Below are 23,713 nucleotides of genomic sequence, written 5' to 3' on the forward strand. Positions count from 1 at the left end.
CATCGTTCTAATTTTGCAACATAAAAAAACAGAAATGATGAACGGAACCATGATTCAATATTTCCATTGGTACACAGAAGGCGATGGAAAACTTTGGGAAGAAGTACAACAAAATGCAGAATATTTAGCAGAACTCGGCATTACTATGGCTTGGTTACCACCTGCTTACAAAGCTAATGGTGGCGGATTTTCTGTGGGTTATGATCCCTATGATTTATTTGACTTGGGAGAATTTGACCAAAAAGGAGGAATTCCTACCAAATATGGAACTAAAGAACAATATATTTCTGCCATCAATACGCTTCGTGAAAAAGGAATTGGAGCAATTGTAGATATTGTGCTGAATCACAAAGCTGGCGGTGATGAAAAAGAACGTTTCCAAGTGTACAAAGTAGACCCAAACAATCGACAGAACTTCATTTCTGAGCCTTTTGAAATAGAAAGTTACACTAAATTCACTTTCCCGGGAAGAAATAAAAAATATTCGGATTTCGAATGGAATTTCACTTGTTTTACAGGTGTAGATTTTGCCGAAGGTGAAGAAGGAGATTTCATTTATCAAATTATTACCGAACATGGTGATGGTTGGGAAGAAATGACCAGCGATGAAAAAGGAAATTACGATTTTTTGATGTACAATGACATCGAACATCGCAATCCTCATGTAAGAGAAGAGCTGAATTATTGGGGAAAATGGTATCATGAAACCGTCGGTTTTGAAGGCGTTCGTTTAGATGCTGTGAAACATCAATCGCCAGAATTTTATAAAGAATGGCTTCAATTATTACGAGCCAATACTAATAAAAACATCTTTGCAGTAGGAGAATTTTGGGCTCCCGGTGAATTGCCAGTTTTAGAAAAATATATTGAAGAAACCGAAGGTTGTATGAGCCTTTTTGATGCTTCTTTGCATCATAATTTGCATACTGCTTCACAATCGGGAAGCGAATTTGACTTGCGTACAATTTTTGACAACACTTTGGTTCAATCACAACCCAATTTATCAGTTACGGTGGTTGATAACCATGACACTCAACCTTTACAAGCTTTAGAAGCTCCTGTAGAACCTTGGTTTAAACCGATTGCTTATGCATTAATTCTGTTAAGACAAGAAGGCTTTCCTTGTGTTTTTTATCCAGATTTATTTGGAGCCACTTACAAAGATTATGGAAATGATGGCAATGAACACGAAATTTTCTTAGAAAAAGTAGACCGAATAGAAGAACTTTTGAAATTGAGAAAAAATAATGCTTACGGAATGCAAAGAGATTATTTCGAAGATGCTAATTGCATCGGTTGGACTCGAGAAGGTGATGGCGAACATAAAGGTTGTGCAGTAGTCATCAGCAATAAAGAACAATACGAAAAACCTATGGAAATGGGAACGCAATATGCTGGTCAGTATTTTTATGACGCTTTAGGAAGATTCGAACATACTGTTCAAATTGATGAAAATGGCTGGGGAAATTTTACCGTTCCTGCAGGAAATGTAAGCGTTTGGATTCCTGAATAGTCTATTTCAAAGCTTTTTTAACCTCTGAAAATTTCCCATCAATAGGTTCTGAAATTTTTAAACCGAGAATTTCCGCAACCAAAGGATAAACACTCACATTCTGAAATTCATTGATTTCTGTTTGGTTTTTGAAAACATTTCCCCAAGCGTAAAAAACGGCTTTCATTTCTGGTGTTTTTCTAGGATTGTAGCCATGTTTTCCCTCAGAAGTAGATTTTCCTTTTTCTAAAAATATTTTTGGTGCTTTTGGAACTAATAAAATCTGACCGATACGGCTATATTTGTCATCTTTCGTTCTATAATGTAGTTTTCTAGGAAATTTTTTGGTCAAAAAAACTTGGTAATCTTCAGTTTTTGAATTTTTCAATTCACGATATGTAGATTTTACCTCATCAGGATTTTTAACCACCACTCTGAGTAAGGTTTGAGAATTATAAATATCAAATCTTTCTTTATTGAGAAGTATTTCTGGAATAGACAGTGGATTTTCTTTATCAACTTTAATCATTCCATGGTCTGAAACGAAGATAAAATTCACGTTTTTCAAACCCAATTGATTCACTTTTTCAACCAAATTTCCGATGGCGTTATCTACCAATTGTACAGATTTTTCGGCTTCTGGAGATTCTGGTCCAAATCGATGACCTGCTCCATCTACTTCTGGAAAATACAGTGAAATAAAGTGCGGACGAACATTTTCTGGCAATTTTAACCAGTTCACTACTTTATTAATTTTTTCTTCAGGTGAAAATTTTTCGTGGTAGTGATAATAGTATGTTGGTCTTGTTTTTCCAGCATCACTTGCAGAACCAACCCATTGTAGAGAAGCGGTAACCATTCCTTGTTGCTCTGCTAAACTCCAAAGCGGAATTCCGCCGTACCAAGAACCATCTTCTGCATTTTCTTTTTTATTCATTGCATAGGCTTCTTTTCTGGAGTAATCATAGAAAAAATTATCTACCAAACCGTGATGAGAAGGATATAAACCTGTAATAATAGACCAATGATTCGGGAAAGTGATGCTTGGATAACTTGGCAACATGGCTTTTGCTTTTACGCCTTCATTTGAAAATTTTTGAAGATTTTGAGCATTATATTTTCCGGTGTAATCATATCTGTAACCGTCTGCAGAAATAAAAATAAGGTATGGCTTTTCTAATGCTTCTGTTGAATTAAATCTATTAGGAGTAATAACTTGGGCTGTATCAACCGCGAGATTATGTTGAGCAAAAAAGAGAGAAAACAGAAAAATAGTGAAACCCGAAAATATTTTTTTCATTACAGATGATTTGCTACAAAAATACTCAGATTTGTCGAAATTCCATTGAACTAAAAATTAAAAAACCACTTCGAAAAGTGGTTTCATAATTTATAAATGATATTTTAAATTCAATCCGAAGAAGAAGTAAGCTTTTTTAGGCCCAGGATTTACATCTGCATAATTAAGCAAATTGGTCGCTTTGTTATCATTATTATTATTTCCTACAAATAAAAAAGTATAGTTTTTTTGGTTCGTAAGATTATTTCCGATGGCAAAAACATCTACATCATATTTCCCGAATGTTTTTTTGTAACCTAATTTCATGTTCAGTAATGAATAATCTTTAACCAAATTTTCATTAGCAAAATCCGAATAAACTTTGCCTAAATAATTGAAAGTATTATTCAAATAAATTCCATATTTAGTATTGAAATCAATTCCGATGGCATATTTATCATCAGGAACTCCAACTACTTTTTTGCCCGAAAAATCAGTTCCGCTATTTACAAAATCAGTGTATTTAAAATCATAATGTGAATAATTGACAAATGGTGTAATTTTAGAAATAAAAGCAGATTCATTGGTATAATTATATCCTAAACTAAGTTCTAAACCTTTGTTTTTTTGATTTCCTGTATTAGCCCAATAACTGTACACATTATTGCTAGAATCTGTTCCGTTTAACTGTGTGAGTTTATTATTAACATTGATATTAAACAATGAAATTTGATAATCAAATTTTGTTTTCATCAATAAACCATGTACACTGAAATCCCACATTTTAGCTTTTTCGGCTTCTAAATCATCATTTACGGTGTTAATAGTTCCGCCAGAAACAAAAGAAGTAGAAGCAGTAGGTGCATTATAACCTTCGCTGTAACTCAAATTAAAAATTTGATTTTTCCATCTTTTTTGAACGGCAAAATGAGGAGTTGCCACCATTTTATAATCTTTACTGAAAGACAAATCTTTATTATATCCAGGAACTAAACCGCCAAAAGCCAAAAGATCTTCTCTGTCATAATTTATTCTGTTCAAACTTACTCCAGCCAAAAACGTAAAATCCCAAGGTTTGTAGGTGAGTCTTTCGATTGCGAAATAATTGCTTTGGTTATTGTTATATTTAAAATAAGAACCTTTAGAAATAGGCGACATTTCTAGTGGATTATTGGGATTGGTTCCTGTAAAACGATAATTAGAAATCTGTGAGCGCGAATTTTGTACTTCTGCACCAAAATCTAATTGATTAGAAAAATTCCTCCATGTATAAGAATGTTGGAAAGTCGTTCTAAAACCTACATTAGGACTGCTAGAAACCTCGAAAGCTTTGTCTGCAATTCTGTCCTGATTGATGGAAGAATAGAAAACAGTAGTGGAATTTTTGAAATTTTTAGAAATTTCCCAAATGTGACCTAATCCTATTCTAGTAGAGTGAATTTTACTGCCAGAACCTTTGATTATGTAAGAAGGATTTCCGTTATCAATTCCTGCATAGTAATCGTTATAGGAAATTTGTCCTGTTACTTTTTCGTGGGAAAAGCCTTGACTTGCGAATAAAGTTAGGCGCTGTTTCGGGTTTAATTTATATTCGCCATTAATATTCACGAAATTTTTCAAGCCATTTCCACTTGGTCTGTAACCGTCAGTTTCTATGTGACCATAGTTTACATTCAAAGAGTAGTTGGTGTCAGAAGAATTGAGCTGTGTTATCGACTGAAAATATTTGTGAGAACCCAACATGGTATTTTGGGCAATAGAAGTTCCTTTTTCGAAACTTGGTCTTGTATAAAATTTTACAGTTCCGCCAATTCCACCTCCGTATAAAGTTGAAGCAGGACCTTTTATCACTTCAATATTATTGACATAAGAGAAATCTACATCATCTAATAATGCAATTCCTTCTGCATTGGTTAATGGCATATTGTTCCAATAAACTTTTACGCCCCAATTGTTGAATTTTTGGTCATTCCCAAATCCTCTGATGACAATTCTCTGTCCGCCAATATTTGTCCTTTTATCTACTTGAACACCCGAAATGGTAGAAAGAGATTGTTCTATAAGCACGGAATTATTTCTATTAAGGTCTTCATCTGAGAGAATTTCTGTGGCTTGAGCATTTTTAGCGAATTCATTTCGCTCTTGATTTACTTTTTTACGTGCTTTTAAAGTAATTTGTTCGATGTTTTTTTCTGTAGCAGAAGTTTGTCCATAACTATATTGTGCAAACAATACAATCACTGCTAATAAAGTCTTTTTCATTAAAATCTATCGGTTAAAACTGATTAAAATATTGGATATAATATTGATTATTTCTTTGAATCTTGATAAAAGAAATAAAGAGAGGCTTAGAAACCTCTCTTTATGATTTATGAAACTTTATCTTGTTGATTAGAACGGGGTTTATATTGTAATTTTTTCAACTTAAAAATTTTTGTTTTGTTAGTCTTTGTATTATAATATTCTATCCCAAAACTATTTTTCTCAATAGGATTCTTGAGTTCAATTTCTTTGTCTATTCCTTCAGAAATTCTGGATTTTATTTCTATTGTATTTCCCTTTTCTTCTACTTCTACATTGAATTTTTTATCATTAATCAAAAAATGTTTTATCTGTAGATTTTTAGAAGTTTCTTTGTCAATTACCATTATAAAATCCTTTCCTCTCACGTCTTTTACTCCACCAAACCAATTGGTGTAATAAGCTTCTACGATGATGATATCCTTTTTACAAGAAAAAGAAAAGAATAGACTGATCAAAAGAAATAAAAATAGCTTTTTCAAGTTCTAATTTTTTTAAAAATTTATCTTACAATAAGTTTAGAAGAGAAAATGTACTCACCTTCTTTTTCAACTTTTACGATGTAATGTCCTTTCGGTAGACTTGGTGAGATTTTTTCTTCTGCATTCACTCCATTTTTAGTGAAAACTAATTTCCCCGAAATATCAAAAACATTTACGGTAACGTTCTTGTGTTTTGCATTCATTTTTAAGTAGAAATCTCCTCTTGTAGGATTAGGATATACTCTATAGATTTCTTCTACTGAATTTTCTGTAGTTGCAAGATTGGTATCATTCATAGTTGTGAATATACCTCTACCATAAGTAGAAGCTAAAACAGTTCTTGTACTTGGTCTATAGTCTAAATTGGTGACTCTTACGTTTCCTAAACCATTTGTATATTGAGACCAAGTTGGTGTAGCACTTAGGAAGTTGGTAGTTCCCCATACTCCTAATTCTGTACCTAGAATCACTTCATTTTTATTTTCTGGATTCATCAAAGCACTTCTAATTGGCATATCGGGTAGGTTTCCTTCTTTACTATTCCAAGTTGTCCCTCCATCTGTAGTATAAAAAACACTATCAGTATTATAATTAGAAATGGTAACGATGATTTCATTATCATTAGTACCATACTGAATATCAGAAATGGCTCCTAAGAACGGAACGGTTAATTCATTAATTTGATAAATACCAGTATTAGCATAAGTAACTTTAAAAAGTCTACCATTATCAAATCCTACCATAAGTGTTGTGTATGTGGTTTGATAAGGTGAAGCAGCTAAACAAGAAACATCTTCTGAAGTAAAATTACCTAATATGATTTTACTTCTTCCCAAATTAAGCGGATTAGTTGATAAACCATCTACTTTATTTAATGTAATTTCTTTTGTTGTGGCATCTTTATTTCCATAAGAATAAAATACATCTATATTTCTATCTAGTGTAGCTTCGTTTATAAAATGTCCTAAATCGTTATCTGGCGCGTCAATTAAGTCTATATAAGTGTTACTTGGTGCGTGATATAAATAATGATTATTATAAACGTAGCTACTTATTTTATAAATATTATTATCGTCAAACTCTACAAATGCACCGTCTCCACCATCATAATAAGCATCTGAGTAAAGATTATTTGCTAATGGAGCCCCTGTAAATCTTCTTGTTCCGTTATCTTGCGCACCTGCTAAAATTTCTTCAGTAGAATTGGTCTTAGTAGGATTCATTTTTGCATCATAGAATTGGGTAACATTATATCTATTATTTCTTACTGAAATTCCTGTATTAGTAACAATATTAGCTTTATTAGAACAGAAATATATTCCACCATCATTTCCAAATACAATTTGGTTACTATCTTTCGGGTTGAAGACTATGGCATGCTGGTCTGCATGAACTAGAGAAACCGAAAGCGTAGCCAACTGATTATTATTAGACCATTTAGAAATTTGAGTCCACGTAGAACCAGAGTTGGTACTTCTAAATAAATCAATACCTCCTACATAAACTGTAGCATCATTGGTAGGATCTGTTACAATTACCAAATCATAGAAACTTTGGCCTCTTGTAAAATCATTAGCAGGAATCCCTGTATCTTTATCTTTCGGGAGGGTAACACCAGAATTCACTACATTACTAGCTGCCCATGTAGCACCTGTATCTGTAGTTTTAATAATTCTAACTGGCTCTGTAGAACCACTTCCCTGAAGCAAACCATAAGCTACAGCACCGTTTGTCTTAGAAAGTGCAATTTGTACTCTAGAATTTGACAAATTTGCATTATATATATTAGTGAAATTTATTCCGTCTATAGAACGAAAAATTTTACCACCTGATGTTGTACCACCAAACAAAGCCCCTCTTGTAGAAACCCAAACTGAATTATCAAAACCTATTTCTATTTGCTGAATTGAATAGCCTATATAACTAGCTTCTGGTAAACTTAATGAAGTGATTCTTGTAAAATTCGAACCATCTGTAGATTTATAAAGCCCTGATTGGTATAGTCCATGAAAGCCTTCGTTATAACCGCCACTTACTCCCGCATAAACTTCGGACACTCCTCCGTTATTTCTTACTTTAATGTCATTTACATAGAAATAACCATTTCTAATTCCTTGTGAGTTATAAGTATTTGCTGGTGCAAAAATTTGTGTCCAAGTTGCACCTCCATTTGTAGTTTTCCAAATACCAGCTCCTACATTATCTTGTGTAGAAGATTCACCAGTTCCCACATACATAATTTGTGGATTATTAGGATCTGCAGCAATACATACTACAGAAAGATTTGCCCAAAAATCATTAATTGGTGACCATTCAGAAGAGGCATTGGTAATATCATTATTTACCCAAAGTCCTCCAGAAACTCCACCGGCAAAAACTCTTTTTCCTGTAGCATCGTTTGGATCAAATAAAATTGCCCTAGTTCTTCCTCCTACACTATATGGTCCTCTCTCAAACCATTGTGTGTTATTAATTGAGTTAATTCTTTGATTGGAATTAGGAATAATATTTCCTAGAAAAGAGATATTTTGTTTTGGAGCGTATTTACCAGATTTAATTTCATTATTTAGTTTCACTAAACTCTGAAACTTATTCTCGCCAGTTACTGGATCAATCGTATTTTTTAAATCTCTGATGTTATATTCTTTTGGTGGAACTTGTCCATCAGATTTTAATTTGCTGGCATTATTTTCTATATTCTTAATGTGACTTTCGAGAGTAGCTCTTCTTTCATTAAGGGTTTGCGAATAAACTTTACTTACAAATAGTAAAAGTAAAAAAGGAAATAAGTATATTTTTTTCATTTGAAATTTTTTACGAAGATAAAGACTTTTTTTGCAAAAAAAAATCCTAGCCATTTTAAAATGACTAGGATTTAGAATATTTTATTAAATTTTGATTATGCTTGAGCATTACCAGCACCTACTACGAAAGGTTCAACTTCTTTGATTTCTCCGAATTGAGCTTCATAGTTTTGGATATTTTGTTGAAGAGCAGCTAAAACTCTTTTTGCATGAAGAGGAGCAAGGATTACTCTGCTTCTTACTTGAGCCTGCTGAACTCCTGGCATTAATTGAATAAAATCTAATACAAACTCAGATGGTGAGTGGTTTACTAATGCAAGGTTGCAATAAGCACCAGCTGCTACCATTTCGTTTAATTGAATATTGATGTTTTGATCTTGGTTTTGGTTGTTATCCATTTTTATAAGTTTTAATAAGTTAATATTTTACATTCAAAAAAAAAGAAGGTTTAAAGAACAGTAAAACTGTCTTTAAACCTTACATTCATATTAATTTAAATCCTCGAATTCTTTTTTAGAACCCACGATTACACTTTGATAATCTTTAAGACCTGTACCTGCAGGAATTCTGTGTCCTACGATTACATTTTCTTTAAGACCGTTTAGTTCGTCTACTTTACCAGACACTGCTGCTTCGTTTAGAACTTTAGTAGTCTCTTGGAATGATGCTGCAGACATGAAAGACTTAGTCTGTAAAGCTGCTCTGGTAATACCTTGTAATACAGGCGTTGCAGTTGCAGTAAGTGCTTCACGAACTTCTACTAATTGAAGATCTTCTCTCTTCAGTTTAGAATTTTCGTCTCTCAATTCTCTAGCGGTAATCATTTGACCAGCTTTGAAAATTTTAGAATCTCCTGGTTCAGTTACTACTTTCAATCCGAAAACTCTGTTGTTTTCTTCAAGGAAATCATATTTATGTTCAAGACTGTTTTCAAGGAATTGGGTATCACCTCCGTCTACGATTTCTACTTTAGTCATCATCTGTCTTACGATGATTTCGAAATGCTTATCGTCAATTTTTACCCCTTGTAAACGGTAAACTTCTTGAATTTCGTTTACTAAATACTCTTGAACAGCTGTTGGACCTTTGATTCTTAAGATATCATCTGGTGTTACAGAACCGTCAGAAAGTGGCGAGCCAGCTCTCACGAAGTCGTTTTCTTGAACTAAGATTTGATTAGAAAGTTTTACTAAATATTTCTTAATCTCACCAGTTTTAGATTCTACGATTAATTCACGGTTACCTCTCTTAATTTTACCATAAGAAACTACCCCGTCAATTTCTGTAACTACAGCAGGATTAGAAGGATTTCTCGCTTCGAATAATTCGGTTACTCTTGGTAAACCTCCTGTGATATCCCCTGCTTTTGCAGATTTTCTAGGAATTTTGATTAAGACTTTACCTGCCTTAATTTTTTCACCATCATTTACCATTAAGTGAGCTCCTACTGGTAAGTTGTATGCTTTTTGCTCAATTCCTTTAGAATCTACCACTTTCAAGGTAGGAATGGCTTTCTTATTTCTAGATTCTGAGATTACTTTTTCTTCGAAACCTGTTTGTTCGTCGATTTCTAATTGGAAAGAAACCCCTTGAATAATATCTTCGTATTCTACTTTACCAGCAGTTTCTGCGATGATAACCGCGTTATATGGATCCCATTTTGCAATAAGGTCTCCTTTTTTCACTTTATCACCAGGTTTTACAGAAAGTGCAGAACCATAAGGTACGTTTGCTACCATTAATGGTGTTCTAGCTGCATTATCTGCTACTAAACGGAATTCTGTAGAACGAGAAATTACGATATCTGCTTCATTACCATTTTCATCTTCAGAAATAATGGTTCTTAATTCGTCAAATTCTACGATACCATCTCTCTTAGCAACGATAGTAGGATTTTCTGAAACGTTTCCTGCAGTTCCCCCTTGGTGGAAAGTTCTCAGTGTAAGCTGAGTACCTGGTTCCCCAATTGATTGTGCCGCAATTACACCTACAGCTTCTCCCATGTGAATCATCTTACCTGTAGCTAGGTTACGTCCGTAACATTTCGCACAGATACCTTTTTTAGCTTCACAAGTCAATGGTGAACGAACTTCTACGGTTTCTATACCCGCTTCTTCTACTTTTTTAGCAAGCTCTTCGTTAATCAACTCATCAGCGTGAACTAAAATTTCGTCGTTTTCTGGATTATAGATGTCGTGAAGAGAAACTCTACCTAAAATTCTTTCAGATAGTTTTTCTACGATTTCATCATTTTTCTTCAATGCAGCTACTTCTGTACCTCTTAAAGTACCACAATCATCTTCTGTAATGATTACGTCTTGAGCTACGTCTACTAATCTTCTTGTTAAGTAACCAGCATCCGCAGTTTTAAGAGCGGTATCCGCAAGACCTTTACGAGCACCGTGGGTAGAGATAAAGTATTCCAAAATTGATAAACCTTCTTTAAAGTTCGCAATAATTGGGTTTTCGATGATCTCGGCTCCTACTGCACCAGCTTTTTGTGGTTTTGCCATCAAACCTCTCATACCAGATAACTGACGAATCTGTTCTTTAGAACCCCTCGCTCCAGAATCTAGCATCATATATACAGAGTTGAATCCACCTTGGTCAGATTTCATTCTGCTCATAATCATCTCAGTAAGACCAGCATTGGTATTGGTCCAAACGTCAATTACTTGGTTATAACGTTCTGTATCTGTGATAAGACCCATGTTATAGTTCCCTTTAATCTCGTCTACTGTTTCAATTGCTTGAGCAATCATGGTTTTCTTTTCTGCTGGTACTACAATATCAGCCAGTGAGAAAGATAGACCGCCTTTGAAAGCGTTCATATAACCAAGATTTTTCATATCATCAAGGAACTTAACAGTAGTTGGGAAATCTGTATCTGCTAAGATTTTACCAATTACGTTTCTTAATGATTTTTTAGTCAATAATTCATCAATATAACCTACTTGTTTAGGAACAATTTGGTTAAATAAAATTCTACCAACTGTAGTATCTTGAAGTTTAGTTACTATTTCTCCTTCTTCTGTTTTAAATGGAAGTCTACATCTTACTTTAGCGTTAAGAGAAACTTGACCTTCAGAGTAAGCAATTTCTACTTCTTCTGGAGAATAGAATACTAAACCTTCACCTTTTACCTTGTGCGTTTCTGTAGAATGCGCTTCTTTGGTCATGAAATATAGACCAAGAACCATGTCCTGAGAAGGTACGGTAATAGGAGAACCGTTAGCTGGGTTCAAGATATTCTGAGAACCTAGCATTAATAACTGAGCTTCTAAAATTGCTTCTGGCCCTAATGGTAAGTGTACCGCCATCTGGTCACCATCGAAGTCGGCGTTGAATGCCGTAGTTACTAACGGGTGAAGTTGGATAGCTTTACCTTCAATCATTTTAGGCTGGAACGCTTGGATACCCAATCTGTGAAGAGTAGGTGCACGGTTCAATAGAACTGGGTGACCTTTCATCACGTTTTCTAGAATATCATAAACTACTGGTTCTTTTCTATCAATAATTCTTTTAGCAGATTTTACTGTTTTTACAATACCTCTTTCAATTAACTTTCTAATGATAAATGGTTTGTAAAGTTCTGCTGCCATATCTTTAGGGATACCACACTCATGTAATTGTAAGTTAGGACCTACAACAATAACCGAACGTGCAGAGTAATCTACCCTTTTTCCTAATAAGTTCTGACGGAAACGACCTTGTTTTCCTTTCAATGAATCTGAAAGTGATTTCAATGGTCTGTTAGATTCTGATTTTACAGCAGATGATTTTCTAGTGTTATCAAATAATGAATCTACCGCTTCCTGAAGCATACGCTTCTCGTTTCTCAAGATAACTTCTGGAGCTTTAATCTCTAAAAGTCTCTTTAGACGGTTGTTTCTAATGATAACTCTTCTGTATAAATCATTTAAATCTGATGTAGCGAATCTACCACCATCTAGTGGAACTAGTGGTCTTAATTCTGGTGGAATTACAGGAAGAACACGCATCACCATCCATTCTGGGCGGTTAATCATTCTAGTATTAGCACCTCTAAGAGCTTCTACTACAGATAATCTTTTTAATGCTTCAGTTCTTCTTTGTTTAGAAGATTCATTGTGAGCTTTGTGACGAAGATCGTAAGAAAGAGCATCTAAATCAATTCTCTTTAACAATTCTTCCACTGCTTCAGCACCCATTTTAGCAACAAATTTGTTAGGATCTGTATCTTCTAAATATTGGTTTTCGATAGGAAGCGTTTCTAAAACATCTAGATATTCTTCTTCTGTTAAGAATTCTTTGTCTTCGAAATCAGAACCGTCTGCTTTTTTAGCGATACCTTGTTGGATTACTACATATCTTTCGTAGTAGATAATCATATCTAATTTCTTAGAAGGTAATCCTAAAAGGTAACCAATTTTGTTTGGAAGTGAACGGAAATACCAGATGTGAGCAACTGGAACCACTAAATTAATGTGTCCAATTCTCTCTCTACGTACTTTTTTCTCGGTAACTTCTACACCACAACGGTCACAAACGATGCCTTTGTATCGAATTCTCTTATATTTTCCACAAGCACATTCGTAATCCTTTACAGGACCGAAGATTTTCTCGCAGAATAAACCATCTCTTTCTGGTTTGTGAGTTCTATAGTTAATCGTTTCTGGTTTTAGCACCTCTCCTTTTGACTCTTGAAGAATGATTTCAGGAGAAGCTAAACCGATGGTGATTTTACTAAATCTACTTGTTTTATTTTTTGACATAATCTGTTCAAATAAAAATTAAAAAAATGAGGATTACTCTTCCAATCTTATATCAAGACCTAGACCTTGTAATTCGTGTAACAATACGTTGAAAGATTCTGGAATACCAGGTTCTGGCATAGCCTCACCTTTTGCGATTGCTTCATACGTTTTCGCTCTACCGATTACGTCGTCTGATTTCACGGTTAAGATTTCTCTCAAGATGTTAGACGCTCCGAATGCTTCTAGAGCCCAAACCTCCATCTCTCCGAATCTCTGACCACCGAATTGTGCTTTACCTCCTAATGGTTGCTGAGTAATTAATGAATAAGGACCGATAGAACGTGCGTGCATCTTATCATCTACCATGTGTCCTAGTTTCAACATATAAATTACCCCAACTGTAGCAGGCTGAGTAAATCTCTCACCAGTACCACCATCATATAAATAAGTACTTCCGTAGATAGGAAGACCTGCTTTTTCGGTGTATTCTGTGATTTGTTCTAAGCTTGCACCATCAAAGATAGGAGTAGCAAATTTTAATCCTAATTTTTTACCAGCCCATCCTAAAACGGTTTCGTAAATCTGACCGATGTTCATACGAGAAGGTACACCTAGTGGATTCAATACGATATCTACAGGAGTTCCGTCTTCTAAGAATGGCATATCTTCTTCTCTTACGATTCTAGACACGATACCTTTGTTACCGTGACGACCTGCCATTTTATCACCTACGTTTAATTTACGTTTTTTAGCGATGTATACTTTAGCTAGTTTAATGATACCTGCTGGTAGTTCGTCTCCGATGGAAATAGCATATTTCTCACGGTTTTTAACTCCTTGAATATCATTATATTTAATTTTATAGTTATGAATTAATTGTTTAATTAAATCATTTTTGTCTGCATCTACAGTCCAATCTGCACCACTTACGTTTACATAATCTTCTACAGATTGAAGAAGTTTAAGCGTAAACTTAGCTCCTTTTGGAATGATTTCTTCTTCTAAGTCGTTATTAACACCTTGAGAAGTTTTACCATTAACAAGAGTATTTAATTTTTCAAGAAGGGTATTTCTTAATTCATCGAATTGAGCTTTGTATCTGTTTTCGATTTCTTCAAGTTTTAACTTCTCTTCAGTTCTTTTCTTCTTGTCTTTGATGTTTCTTGAGAATAATTTTTTGTTGATAACAACACCTCTTAGTGAAGAGTCTGCTTTTAATGAAGCATCTTTTACATCACCAGCTTTGTCACCAAAGATTGCTCTCAATAGTTTTTCTTCTGGTGTAGGATCAGATTCACCTTTTGGAGTAATTTTACCAATTAAGATATCACCAGGCTTCACTTCTGCACCAATTCTAATCATACCGTTTTCATCAAGGTCTTTCGTAGCCTCTTCAGAAACGTTAGGAATATCTGCAGTTAGTTCTTCCATACCTAGTTTGGTATCTCTTACCTCTAATGAATACTCATCTACGTGGATAGAAGTAAACCAGTCTTCTCTTACTACTTTCTCATTGATTACAATCGCATCCTCGAAGTTATACCCTTTCCAAGGCATGAAGGCTACAGTAAGGTTTCTACCAATAGCTAATTCTCCTTTTTCGGTAGCGTAACCATCACAAAGCACTTGTCCTTTTACTACTGTATCACCCACTCTCACGTTTGGTCTAAGAGTAATGGTAGTAGATTGGTTGGTTTTTCTGAACTTAGTTAAGTTATATGTTTTAGTAGCAGATTCGAATTGTACTAAATCCTCATCTTCGCTTCTTTCGTATTTAATTACGATTTTGTCTGCATCTACATATTCTACTACACCATTTCCTTCAGCATTAATTAAAATTCTAGAATCTGTAGCCACTTGTTTTTCTAAACCTGTACCTACGATTGGAGCTTCTGGTTTTAACAATGGAACAGCCTGACGCATCATGTTAGATCCCATCAATGCACGGTTCGCATCATCATGCTCCAAGAAAGGAATTAAAGATGCAGAAATACCAGCAATCTGGTTAGGTGCGATATCTAATAAGTCTACTTGACTAGGCTCTACTACTGGATAGTCACCATCAAGACGAGCGATAACTCTTTCTGTATTGAAGGTACCATCATCTGCTAAATCTACGTTTGCCTGAGCAATGATTTTAGATTCTTCGTCTTCTGCATTTAAATAGATTGGTGCTGCAGAGAAATCTACTTTACCATTTTCTACTTTTCTATACGGAGTTTCGATGAAACCTAAAGTATTGATTTTTGCATAACATCCTAATGAAGAAATCAAACCGATGTTTGGTCCTTCAGGAGTTTCAATCGGACAAATTCTTCCGTAGTGAGTATGGTGAACGTCACGCACCTCGAAACCTGCTCTTTCTCTTGATAAACCACCAGGTCCTAAAGCTGATAATCTTCTCTTGTGAGTGATTTCAGACAATGGGTTGGTTTGGTCCATAAACTGAGAAAGCTGGTTGGTACCAAAGAATGAATTGATTACCGAAGTTAACGTTTTAGCATTTACTAAGTCTAGTGGTGTAAAGATTTCGTTATCTCTTACGTTCATTCTTTCTTTAATTGTTCTCGCAATTCTAGAAAGACCTACACCGAATTGACCAGCTAATTGCTCACCAACAGTTTTAATTCTTCTGTTTGATAAGTGGTCTATATCATCTACTTCAGTTTTAGAATTAGCTAATTCTATTAAGTGTCTAACGATAGAGATAATATCTTCTTTAGTAAGAACTTCTGTAGTAGTAGGGATGTTAAGACCTAATTTTTTGTTCAATCTGTAACGACCAACTTCACCTAATGAATATCTTTGTTCTGAGAAGAATAATTTTTCGATAATTCCTCTTGCTGTTTCTTCATCTGGTGGATCTGCGTTACGTAACTGACGATAAATGTATTCTACCGCTTCTTTTTCTGAGTTGGTAGGGTCTTTTTGTAATGTATTTTGAATGATAGAGAATTCTCCGCTATTTTCGTTGTGGATTAAGATAGACTTAACACCAGCATCTAAAATAAGGTCTAAGTGTTCTTTTTCAAGAACAGTTTCTCTGTCAAGGATAATTTCATTTCTTTCAATAGAAACTACTTCACCTGTATCTTCGTCTACGAAATCTTCGAACCAAGTATTCAATACTCTCGCTGCTAAAGTTCTACCTTGAACTTTTTTAAGATTCGCTTTAGATACTTTTACTTCTTCTGCAAGGTCAAAAATCTGAAGAATTTCTTTATCAGACTCATAACCGATTGCTCTAAGTAATGTAGTTAAAGGTAATTTCTTTTTACGGTCAATATACGCATACATTACGTTATTGATATCCGTAGTAAATTCCATCCAAGATCCTTTGAAAGGGATAATTCTTGAATAGTACAATTTAGTTCCGTTAGCGTGATAAGTTTGCCCGAAGAAAACACCTGGAGATCTGTGCAATTGTGTTACAATTACACGTTCTGCACCATTGATGATGAAAGAACCAGAAGGTGTCATATAAGGAACTGGACCTAAATATACATCTTGAATTACAGTTTGGAAATCTTCGTGTTCCGGGTCTGTACAGTATAGTTTAAGTCTTGCTTTTAGAGGAACTGAATAGGTAAGTCCTCTTTCCACGCATTCGTCAATAGAATAACGAGGAGAATCTACCAAATAATCTAGAAATTCTAAAACGAATTGGTTTCTAGAGTCTGTGATAGGAAAGTTTTCTTGAAAAGTCTTGTAAAGACCCTCATTCACTCTGTCCTCAGGAAGTGTATCTAACTGGAAAAATTCTTTGAAAGATTGCAACTGGATATCTAAGAAATCCGGAGTCACAACGTTCCCTTTCGCAGAAGAAAAGTTAATTCTTTGATTTTCCTGAGTGCTTGTGATAGCTTTTGATTTACTCATAAAATGGTAAGAAAAGTTGGGTTAAAAAATATTTTACTTTATTTTGAAAAATATCAGCAAGATTAAAGACTAAGGTCCTGGCTCTTAACTAACTGCAACACTGGTATATCTTTTCACAGTGTAGTGCAAAATATTTTTTCTTTAGAATTTAAAATTTTCAAATAATTGAAAATCAGTGAGTTATAATTTTAAAACAATTTAACTCTTAAAATAGACATAGACCTACCCAATTTTGGGAAGGTCTAAGTCTTATACGGTGTAAATAGATTATTTTAATTCTACTTCTGCACCAGCTTCTTCTAATTGCTTCTTAAGAGCTTCAGCTTCATCTTTAGATGCACCTTCTTTAATTGCAGTTGGAGCACCATCTACCATATCTTTAGCTTCTTTAAGACCAGCACCAGTTAAATCTTTTACTAATTTAACGATAGCTAATTTAGAAGCACCAGCAGCTTTAAGGATTACGTCGAATTCAGTTTTTTCTTCAGCAGCATCAGCAGCTCCACCAGCAGCTACAACTACAGCAGCAGCAGCAGGCTCAATTCCGTACTCATCCTTAAGGATAGCAGCAAGTTCGTTTACGTCTTTTACAGTTAAGTTTACTAGCGTTTCAGCTAAATTTTTTAAATCTGACATTGTATTAATGTTTAAATTGTTGAACGATTTATGTTATTTTTTTTGAGTGTCTATTGAGACGGTTTAATTATTCAGCAGCAGGAGCTTCACCTTCAGCTGCAGGAGCTTCTGGAGTTTCTTCTGTTGCAGGAGCTTCTACTTCTGGAGCAGCTTCTACAGCTGGAGTTTCTTCAGTTTTAGCACCTTTTGCTTCTTCTTTATTTTCTAAAGCAGAAATTAATCTTTGGATAGGAGATTGAAGTAATCCGATGATTTCACCAATCATTTCTTCTCTAGACTTGATATTTGCAAGAGTATCTAGGTTGTTATCTCCAACGTAGAACGTTTCTTGTAAATAAGCAGACTTAAGAGCTGGGAAAGCTTCTTTCTTTCTGAATCCTTGAATTAATTTAGCTGGAGCATTAGCAGTTTCTGCAATCATTACAGCAGTATTCCCTTTGAAAGTTGGGAACATTTCTGAATAATCTACACCTTCAATTTGCTCCATTGCTTTTTGTAATAAAGTATTCTTTACTACTTTAAGCTTAATATTATTTTTAAATGCTTGTCTTCTAAAATCTGAAGTCTGAGCAGCATTCAATCCTTCAAGATTTGCTACATACACTACTTTAGCGTCTTGTAACATATCTTTAATCTCTTGTATTACTAATACTTTTTCTTCTTTTGTCATTGTCTTTCAGATTTTAGTTAACAGATTTAGTATCAATTGCAATCCCCGGACTCATTGTAGAAGAAAGATAGATAGATTTTACGTAAGTACCTTTAGCAGCGGTAGGCTTAAGCTTAATTAATGTATGAATTAATTCAGCAGCGTTTTCTTTCAATTGTTCTGGAGAGAAAGAAACTTTACCAATACCAGCGTGTACAATACCGTATTTATCTACTTTGAAATCAATTTTACCAGCTTTTACTTCTGCAACAGCTTTACCTACTTCCATAGTTACAGTACCTGATTTAGGGTTTGGCATTAAACCTCTAGGACCTAAAATTCTTCCTAATGGACCTAATTTACCCATTACAGCAGGCATAGTAACGATTACATCTACATCTGTCCAACCGTCTTTGATTTTTTGTAAATACTCATCAAGACCTACATAATCAGCACCAGCTTCTTTAGCTTCTGTTTCTTTATCTGGAGTTACTAATGCTAATACTTTAACATCTTTACCAGTCCCGTGAGGAAGAGATACTACACCTCTTACCATTTGGTTTGCTTTTCTAGGATCTACCCCTAATCTAACTGCAAGGTCAACAGAAGCATCAAACTTAGCATAGTTTAATTCTTTTACTAATGCAGAAGCTTCATCAAGGTTATACACCTTGTTTTTCTCTACTTTGCTCGCAACTTCTTTTTGCTTTTTCGTTAATTTTGCCATTTCAATAAGTTTTAAGCGTTAGACGGTTTAGTTCCAGTTACTCTCAATCCCATAGATCTTGCAGTTCCTGCAACCATTGATAATGCAGAATCCATTGTAAAGCAGTTCAAATCAGCCATTTTATCTTCAGCGATTTTTTTCACTTGTTCCCAAGTTACAGAACCTACTTTTACTCTGTTTGGTTCTCCAGAACCTCCTTTTACCTTAGCAGCTTCCATTAATTGGATTGCAGCTGGTGGAGTTTTAATTACGAATTCGAAAGACTTATCTTCGTAAACAGTAATTAGAACCGGTAAAACCTGCCCTGGCTTGTCTTGTGTTCTTCCATTAAATTGTTTACAAAACTCCATAATGTTTACCCCTGCAGAACCTAAAGCAGGACCAACTGGTGGTGAAGGGTTAGCAGCGCCACCTTTCACTTGGAGTTTCACCATTTTAAAGACTTTTTTAGCCATTTTTTAATTTTTAAAAATTTTTAATTTATGAATGTGGAAGCATTTATAAATCAGCAAGTTAGATTATCTCACCTTCCTAACTTACTTTTTGTGGGTGCAAAATTAAGATTTTTTTTTGAATCCGCAATAGGTAATGTACTGATTTTTAGAAAGAATTTGATTTTTCTTTAAAATAAAAAAGTCAACTTATTGAAAATTGACTTTTGATTTATTTATCTACTCTTAAGTTACAAACTTAGAATAGCGGGGTCATTTTATTTTTTTTATTTAATGTTTATCCATTTATTACTTTCTGGATCTGTTAAAATCTTTAAAGGAATAAATTTTTTGAAATCTTGAGTTTTATATTCAATTGCCATTGATGGGCAACATGCAGCGTCTTCTTCTCTATAAAGCGATGTTACTATAAAATATTCTCCTGTTTTTAATTTTTTAATTTCTGGAACGCTTCTAGATTCAAATCTCCATGAGCTTTTAATATATTTTGATAACTTTTTAACAAAATTTTTATCATTTTCTGGAAATTCTGAAATTGACACTAAATTTTCGCCATCTATTTTATAAAGAACAGAATATCTTCCTGCCGCATAACCATTTCCCATTTCAAAAGCAAGGATATCGTTTGGCACCATTTCATAAATTTCTCCATCATTTTCATATTTTGATACTGGAATTGGAAAATATTGTGATGAGCCTAAAAGCGAATTAAGATTTTTTTCTAAAAGTTGATTTGTAAATTCTGTATTATATTGTTTTAGAACAAATAAACTATCTAGTTCCTTAACAATATTCTTCCTTTCATTTTCTGGACTGTAATTGTTACTTTCATTTACTCCTTTTACATAAGTTTCATAATCTTTTTTTATGTCACCAGTTCTTTCATTTTTAAAAAAATCTTTCATATTAATAAGTAAATCATACGCTTTTGGATCGTCATTTTTCATTTTTTCAAGAGATTCTTTTTGTTTTGTCACGTACTCTATTTTTTGCTTTTCAAATTCTTCAAAAGTTAAAATTTTTTCTTTTTCAAAAGGTACATCAAATTCGTCTCCAAAATCATGTGCTTTTACAATAGAATCTGTAAATTTTTTCAAAAGATTTTCAGGATATTTTTTGTAAGTAAATTTTTCTTTGATATTTTCAAACAAATTAGCCTTAAAATATTGTTTGTAAAAATCTCTTTTTTCATTTTCAGAGATTGTAGATTGTTTGCTTAATAATTCTTGGGTAGAATAAACTTTGTCAAATTTGAGGTTTTGTGCAAATAAAATTCCACAAAAAACAATTGTGGAAAGCATTAATAACTTTTTCATGTAATTATTGTTTTTAATTTAAAATAGATAATCAAATATAAATAATTTTAGAATAATATTTCTTAAAAAAAACATTTTTTTTAAGAAATCACACAATTATTGAGATTATAAAAAAGATAATTATAAGATTAAATTTAAAACTCAAAAAAATAAACAACTCAATCTCAGAACTACAGTTCGTAGCTCCATCTTAATAACACTAAAAAAAGATTTTTCTAATGAAACCTAAAATTAGCTTCGGGTAAAGTATTGCTTTTCAGAAATTCTTCATATTCTTTTGATAGCAGTTTTCTTTCGTAGGTAGGTTTACCGTTTTGTGAGGCGAGTCTTATTTTATTTTTGCCATATTTCTTGTTCAGAGCATCCATGGCTTTCATAATCGGAAGGTGTTTATTTTCCACATCTTCTTCAAAAATATTAATCAGTCTTTGATTTTCTGGAACAAAATCAGATACCATTACGCCAGCCTTTTTATACAAAAAACCATCTTTATAAATGGCTTCAAAAATAGCATTTGCTGCTTTAGACAAAACAATAGAAGAACTACTTGGGTTAGGCAAAGCCACAGAAAATCCGTTTTTGTATTCTGGCAAATCTTTTCTAAATCTATTCGTTTGTAGAAATACGGAGATTACTTTACAGCAACTGTTTTGTTTCCTTAACTTTTCGGCACAAGAGAAAGCAAAGGTTTCTACGCGTTCTCTCAGCATTTCTTTATCCGAAATCATCTCCATAAAGCTTCTGGTAGTAGCAATGGATTGTTTTTTAGAAGGAGAATCAAGTTCTAATTGTTTAATTCCTTTTAATTCATTTATCATTCTCACGCCGTGAATTCCCATCAATTTTCTCACCCAAATTTCTGGTTTCTTAAGCAAATCTGCAGCTTTATAAACGCCAGCGTCTTTCATATTATTTCCCAATCTTCTGCCGATTCCCCAAACATCACCAATCTCTAGCCACTGAAGTGCTTTTTCTATTTTTTGTGGAGTATCGAGCATACAAACCCCTTGAAATTTTTCTGGATATTTTTTGGCAATTCTATTAGCTACTTTTGCCAATGTCTTGGTAGGCGCTATTCCTATACTCACAGGAATTTTTGTTTTCTGTAAAATAAGGTCTTTGATATTTTGAGAGTACTCTTCCAAATTAAAATATTTGAACCCATGAAAATCTAGAAATAGTTCATCTATACTGTAAATTTCAAAATTGGGAGAAAACTCACTGGCAATCGCAGAAACTTGTTGACTTTTGAAATTATAATATTCAAATTTAGCGGAGAAGCATTTCACTCCATGTTGCTCAAATAAATCTCTATACTTAAAAACTGGCGCTCCCATAGGAATTCCTAAAGCTTTTGCCTCGTTACTTCTAGACACTACACAACCATCATTATTAGACAAAACCACGACAGGAACCTCCTGTAAAGAAGGGTCTAAAACTCTTTCGCAACTCACAAAAAAATTATTACAGTCTAATAGCGCAAACATAATAGAAGAAATTTCAATACTGTCCTAAATAAAAATTATTAAAAATAGAAACAGCCTAAATACCTATTTTACATTTAGCTTTACATTTAATTTCAAAAAAGAACCCCTTGATAATAGTTTTTGGGGGTTTCAGGCGGTTGCTCAAATGGTTTGTCGAGCCAAAATTGAAGATTAATTTTAACAAAAATATTCAATCGGATAAAAGCTACCAGATTTGATAATTGCCAATTATATTTAGCGATGGATTTCAGGTATTTCAGAATGAGAATAGTGATAAGTGCCGTCCAGATTTGGATTTTCACTGCATTTTCAGAAGTTCCAATGAAGGTTTTGATGTGAAGCAACTGCTTGATATCTCTAAAAAAGATCTCAATTTGCCATCTTTGCTTGTATAATTCTGCTATGGTAGAAGCAGCCCAAGAGAAATTATTGGAAATCATTTCAATGGTTTGCTTGTTTTCATTATCCCAAATAGCCACTCTTCTTAATTTTTTTGGATATTTTTCTTTGGATAAAGGATTTGAGAGTACTATTTCTTCGTCTTTTAGGATGCTTTGAGCTCCTTTTGGTGGAAGTTCTCGTTCCTGTAAAGTTTCAAATTTCAGATTTTCTTTATGTCTTATTACGAAGAAAACACCTTTGCTGTCCCAAATAGAGAGCATTGGAAAATCGTTATAGAATCGGTCTGCAACAATGACTGCTCCCTTTTCCAAAGGAATGTTTTCCGCTCCCTTGTTATCAGCAACACTTCCTTTGGTAATATTCACATAAACAGGAAGTTTCCCGTCATATTCAAGTAAGGTATGCATTTTCACGGCTCCTTTTTTAGTTCGATATGTTGCCCAATCGAACAAAGACAGGCATAGAGAAATAAGGGTAGAATCTAATAAATAGACAGGAACTTTTATTTTGAGTTTTATCCGTCTTTCTTTCGTGTGCTGTCCTAATTGTTCTAATAGTTTGAAATACACGTCTTTAAACAAATCTGCATCTCGTTTTCCATTCTGGTAGCTAATAGAAGATTTGGAAGGTGCTGTTTTTATCCCTAAATGATTCAGGTTTCCTGTGGCACTGCGAAGCCCGTTGGAAATGTCCCGAACCGAAGTGCTTTTGGCAAAATGACAGAAAAGCATAGAAACTAAGTGGTTCCAACTATCAAATCCTTTATTTCGGTAATCGGTTTTCTTCTCAATTACTATTTTTTTGAAAATCCCTCGGTCTATTTTTGAAATGATTTGGGAAAATAATGTTAATTTTGAATCCATAAGAAGGTTTTTTTGTTGTACAACCTCAAAGATACTTTGAGTTACTTTAATTCCTTCTTATTTTTTTATTTAGGACGCTATTGAAGAAATTTAGAAGAATTAAACGCCAAAAATGAGAGTGTAAAATTAGAAAGATTGCACGACAAAAGAGGGCACTTTCAGAAAGACTTATCCACAAAAAAAGCCACTCTAAATAGAGTGGCTCATT

At 33.9% G+C, this 23,713-nt stretch carries 15 protein-coding genes; 1 reads left to right on the plus strand and 14 read right to left on the minus strand.

All coding sequences use genetic code 11. The annotated features are described in order from the left end of the window. Positions 1-34 precede the first annotated feature (34 nt). Positions 35-1,513, plus strand: a complete 1,479-nt coding sequence (locus KKQ76_RS08180) for an alpha-amylase (protein WP_246501369.1) — start codon at positions 35-37, stop codon at positions 1,511-1,513. Between the two features lies 1 nt (position 1,514). Here KKQ76_RS08180 and KKQ76_RS08185 read toward each other — a convergent pair whose 3' ends face one another. From KKQ76_RS08185 to KKQ76_RS08250, 14 genes are all read right to left on the minus strand, one after another. After that, the gene (locus KKQ76_RS08185) at positions 1,515-2,792 is read right to left on the minus strand and encodes an alkaline phosphatase family protein (protein ID WP_213196713.1); all 1,278 of its coding nucleotides are present in this window, start codon (positions 2,790-2,792) and stop codon (positions 1,515-1,517) included. A gap of 90 nt (positions 2,793-2,882) precedes the next feature. Then, positions 2,883-5,033: a TonB-dependent receptor gene (locus KKQ76_RS08190; protein WP_246501370.1), complete on the minus strand. Its 2,151-nt coding sequence runs from the start codon at positions 5,031-5,033 to the stop codon at positions 2,883-2,885. A gap of 107 nt (positions 5,034-5,140) precedes the next feature. Beyond that, on the minus strand, positions 5,141-5,554 hold the full coding sequence (locus KKQ76_RS08195; RefSeq protein WP_213196714.1) for a hypothetical protein: 414 nt from the start codon (positions 5,552-5,554) through the stop codon (positions 5,141-5,143). 20 nt (positions 5,555-5,574) lie between these two features. Further along, positions 5,575-8,358 (minus strand): T9SS type A sorting domain-containing protein, encoded by a 2,784-nt coding sequence (locus tag KKQ76_RS08200; RefSeq protein WP_213196715.1) that lies wholly within the window; start codon positions 8,356-8,358, stop codon positions 5,575-5,577. 95 nt (positions 8,359-8,453) lie between these two features. After that, on the minus strand, positions 8,454-8,756 hold the full coding sequence (locus KKQ76_RS08205; protein ID WP_069799559.1) for a DUF3467 domain-containing protein: 303 nt from the start codon (positions 8,754-8,756) through the stop codon (positions 8,454-8,456). 90 nt (positions 8,757-8,846) lie between these two features. Beyond that, positions 8,847-13,115 carry a DNA-directed RNA polymerase subunit beta' gene (rpoC, locus tag KKQ76_RS08210; protein WP_213197502.1) on the minus strand — a complete coding sequence of 1,423 codons (4,269 nt, stop codon included), beginning with the start codon at positions 13,113-13,115 and terminating at the stop codon, positions 8,847-8,849. A 30-nt stretch (positions 13,116-13,145) separates the two neighbouring features. Next, complete coding sequence (gene rpoB / locus KKQ76_RS08215; protein ID WP_213196716.1) at positions 13,146-16,973, minus strand: DNA-directed RNA polymerase subunit beta; 3,828 nt, start codon at positions 16,971-16,973, stop codon at positions 13,146-13,148. 267 nt (positions 16,974-17,240) lie between these two features. Further along, a complete protein-coding gene (rplL, locus tag KKQ76_RS08220; RefSeq protein WP_069799565.1) occupies positions 17,241-17,609 on the minus strand; it encodes a 50S ribosomal protein L7/L12 in 369 nt (122 codons plus the stop codon). Positions 17,610-17,676: 67 nt separating this feature from the next. Continuing rightward, entirely contained in the window at positions 17,677-18,279 is a 603-nt protein-coding gene (rplJ, locus tag KKQ76_RS08225; RefSeq protein ID WP_213196717.1) for a 50S ribosomal protein L10, read from the minus strand. Between the two features lie 13 nt (positions 18,280-18,292). Beyond that, the gene (gene rplA, locus KKQ76_RS08230; RefSeq protein ID WP_213196718.1) at positions 18,293-18,985 is read right to left on the minus strand and encodes a 50S ribosomal protein L1; all 693 of its coding nucleotides are present in this window, start codon (positions 18,983-18,985) and stop codon (positions 18,293-18,295) included. A gap of 11 nt (positions 18,986-18,996) precedes the next feature. Continuing rightward, the gene (gene rplK / locus KKQ76_RS08235; RefSeq protein WP_069799571.1) at positions 18,997-19,440 is read right to left on the minus strand and encodes a 50S ribosomal protein L11; all 444 of its coding nucleotides are present in this window, start codon (positions 19,438-19,440) and stop codon (positions 18,997-18,999) included. Positions 19,441-19,703: 263 nt separating this feature from the next. Next, positions 19,704-20,753, minus strand: a complete 1,050-nt coding sequence (locus tag KKQ76_RS08240) for a hypothetical protein (RefSeq protein WP_213196719.1) — start codon at positions 20,751-20,753, stop codon at positions 19,704-19,706. A 215-nt stretch (positions 20,754-20,968) separates the two neighbouring features. After that, positions 20,969-22,240 carry a Y-family DNA polymerase gene (locus KKQ76_RS08245; RefSeq protein WP_213196720.1) on the minus strand — a complete coding sequence of 424 codons (1,272 nt, stop codon included), beginning with the start codon at positions 22,238-22,240 and terminating at the stop codon, positions 20,969-20,971. A 92-nt stretch (positions 22,241-22,332) separates the two neighbouring features. Then, on the minus strand, positions 22,333-23,505 hold the full coding sequence (locus KKQ76_RS08250) for an IS4 family transposase (protein WP_213188635.1): 1,173 nt from the start codon (positions 23,503-23,505) through the stop codon (positions 22,333-22,335). Between the last annotated feature and the right edge of the window lie 208 nt (positions 23,506-23,713).

The sequence above is a fragment of the Cloacibacterium caeni genome (assembly GCF_907163105.1).
GTDB lineage: Bacteria > Bacteroidota > Bacteroidia > Flavobacteriales > Weeksellaceae > Cloacibacterium > Cloacibacterium caeni_A.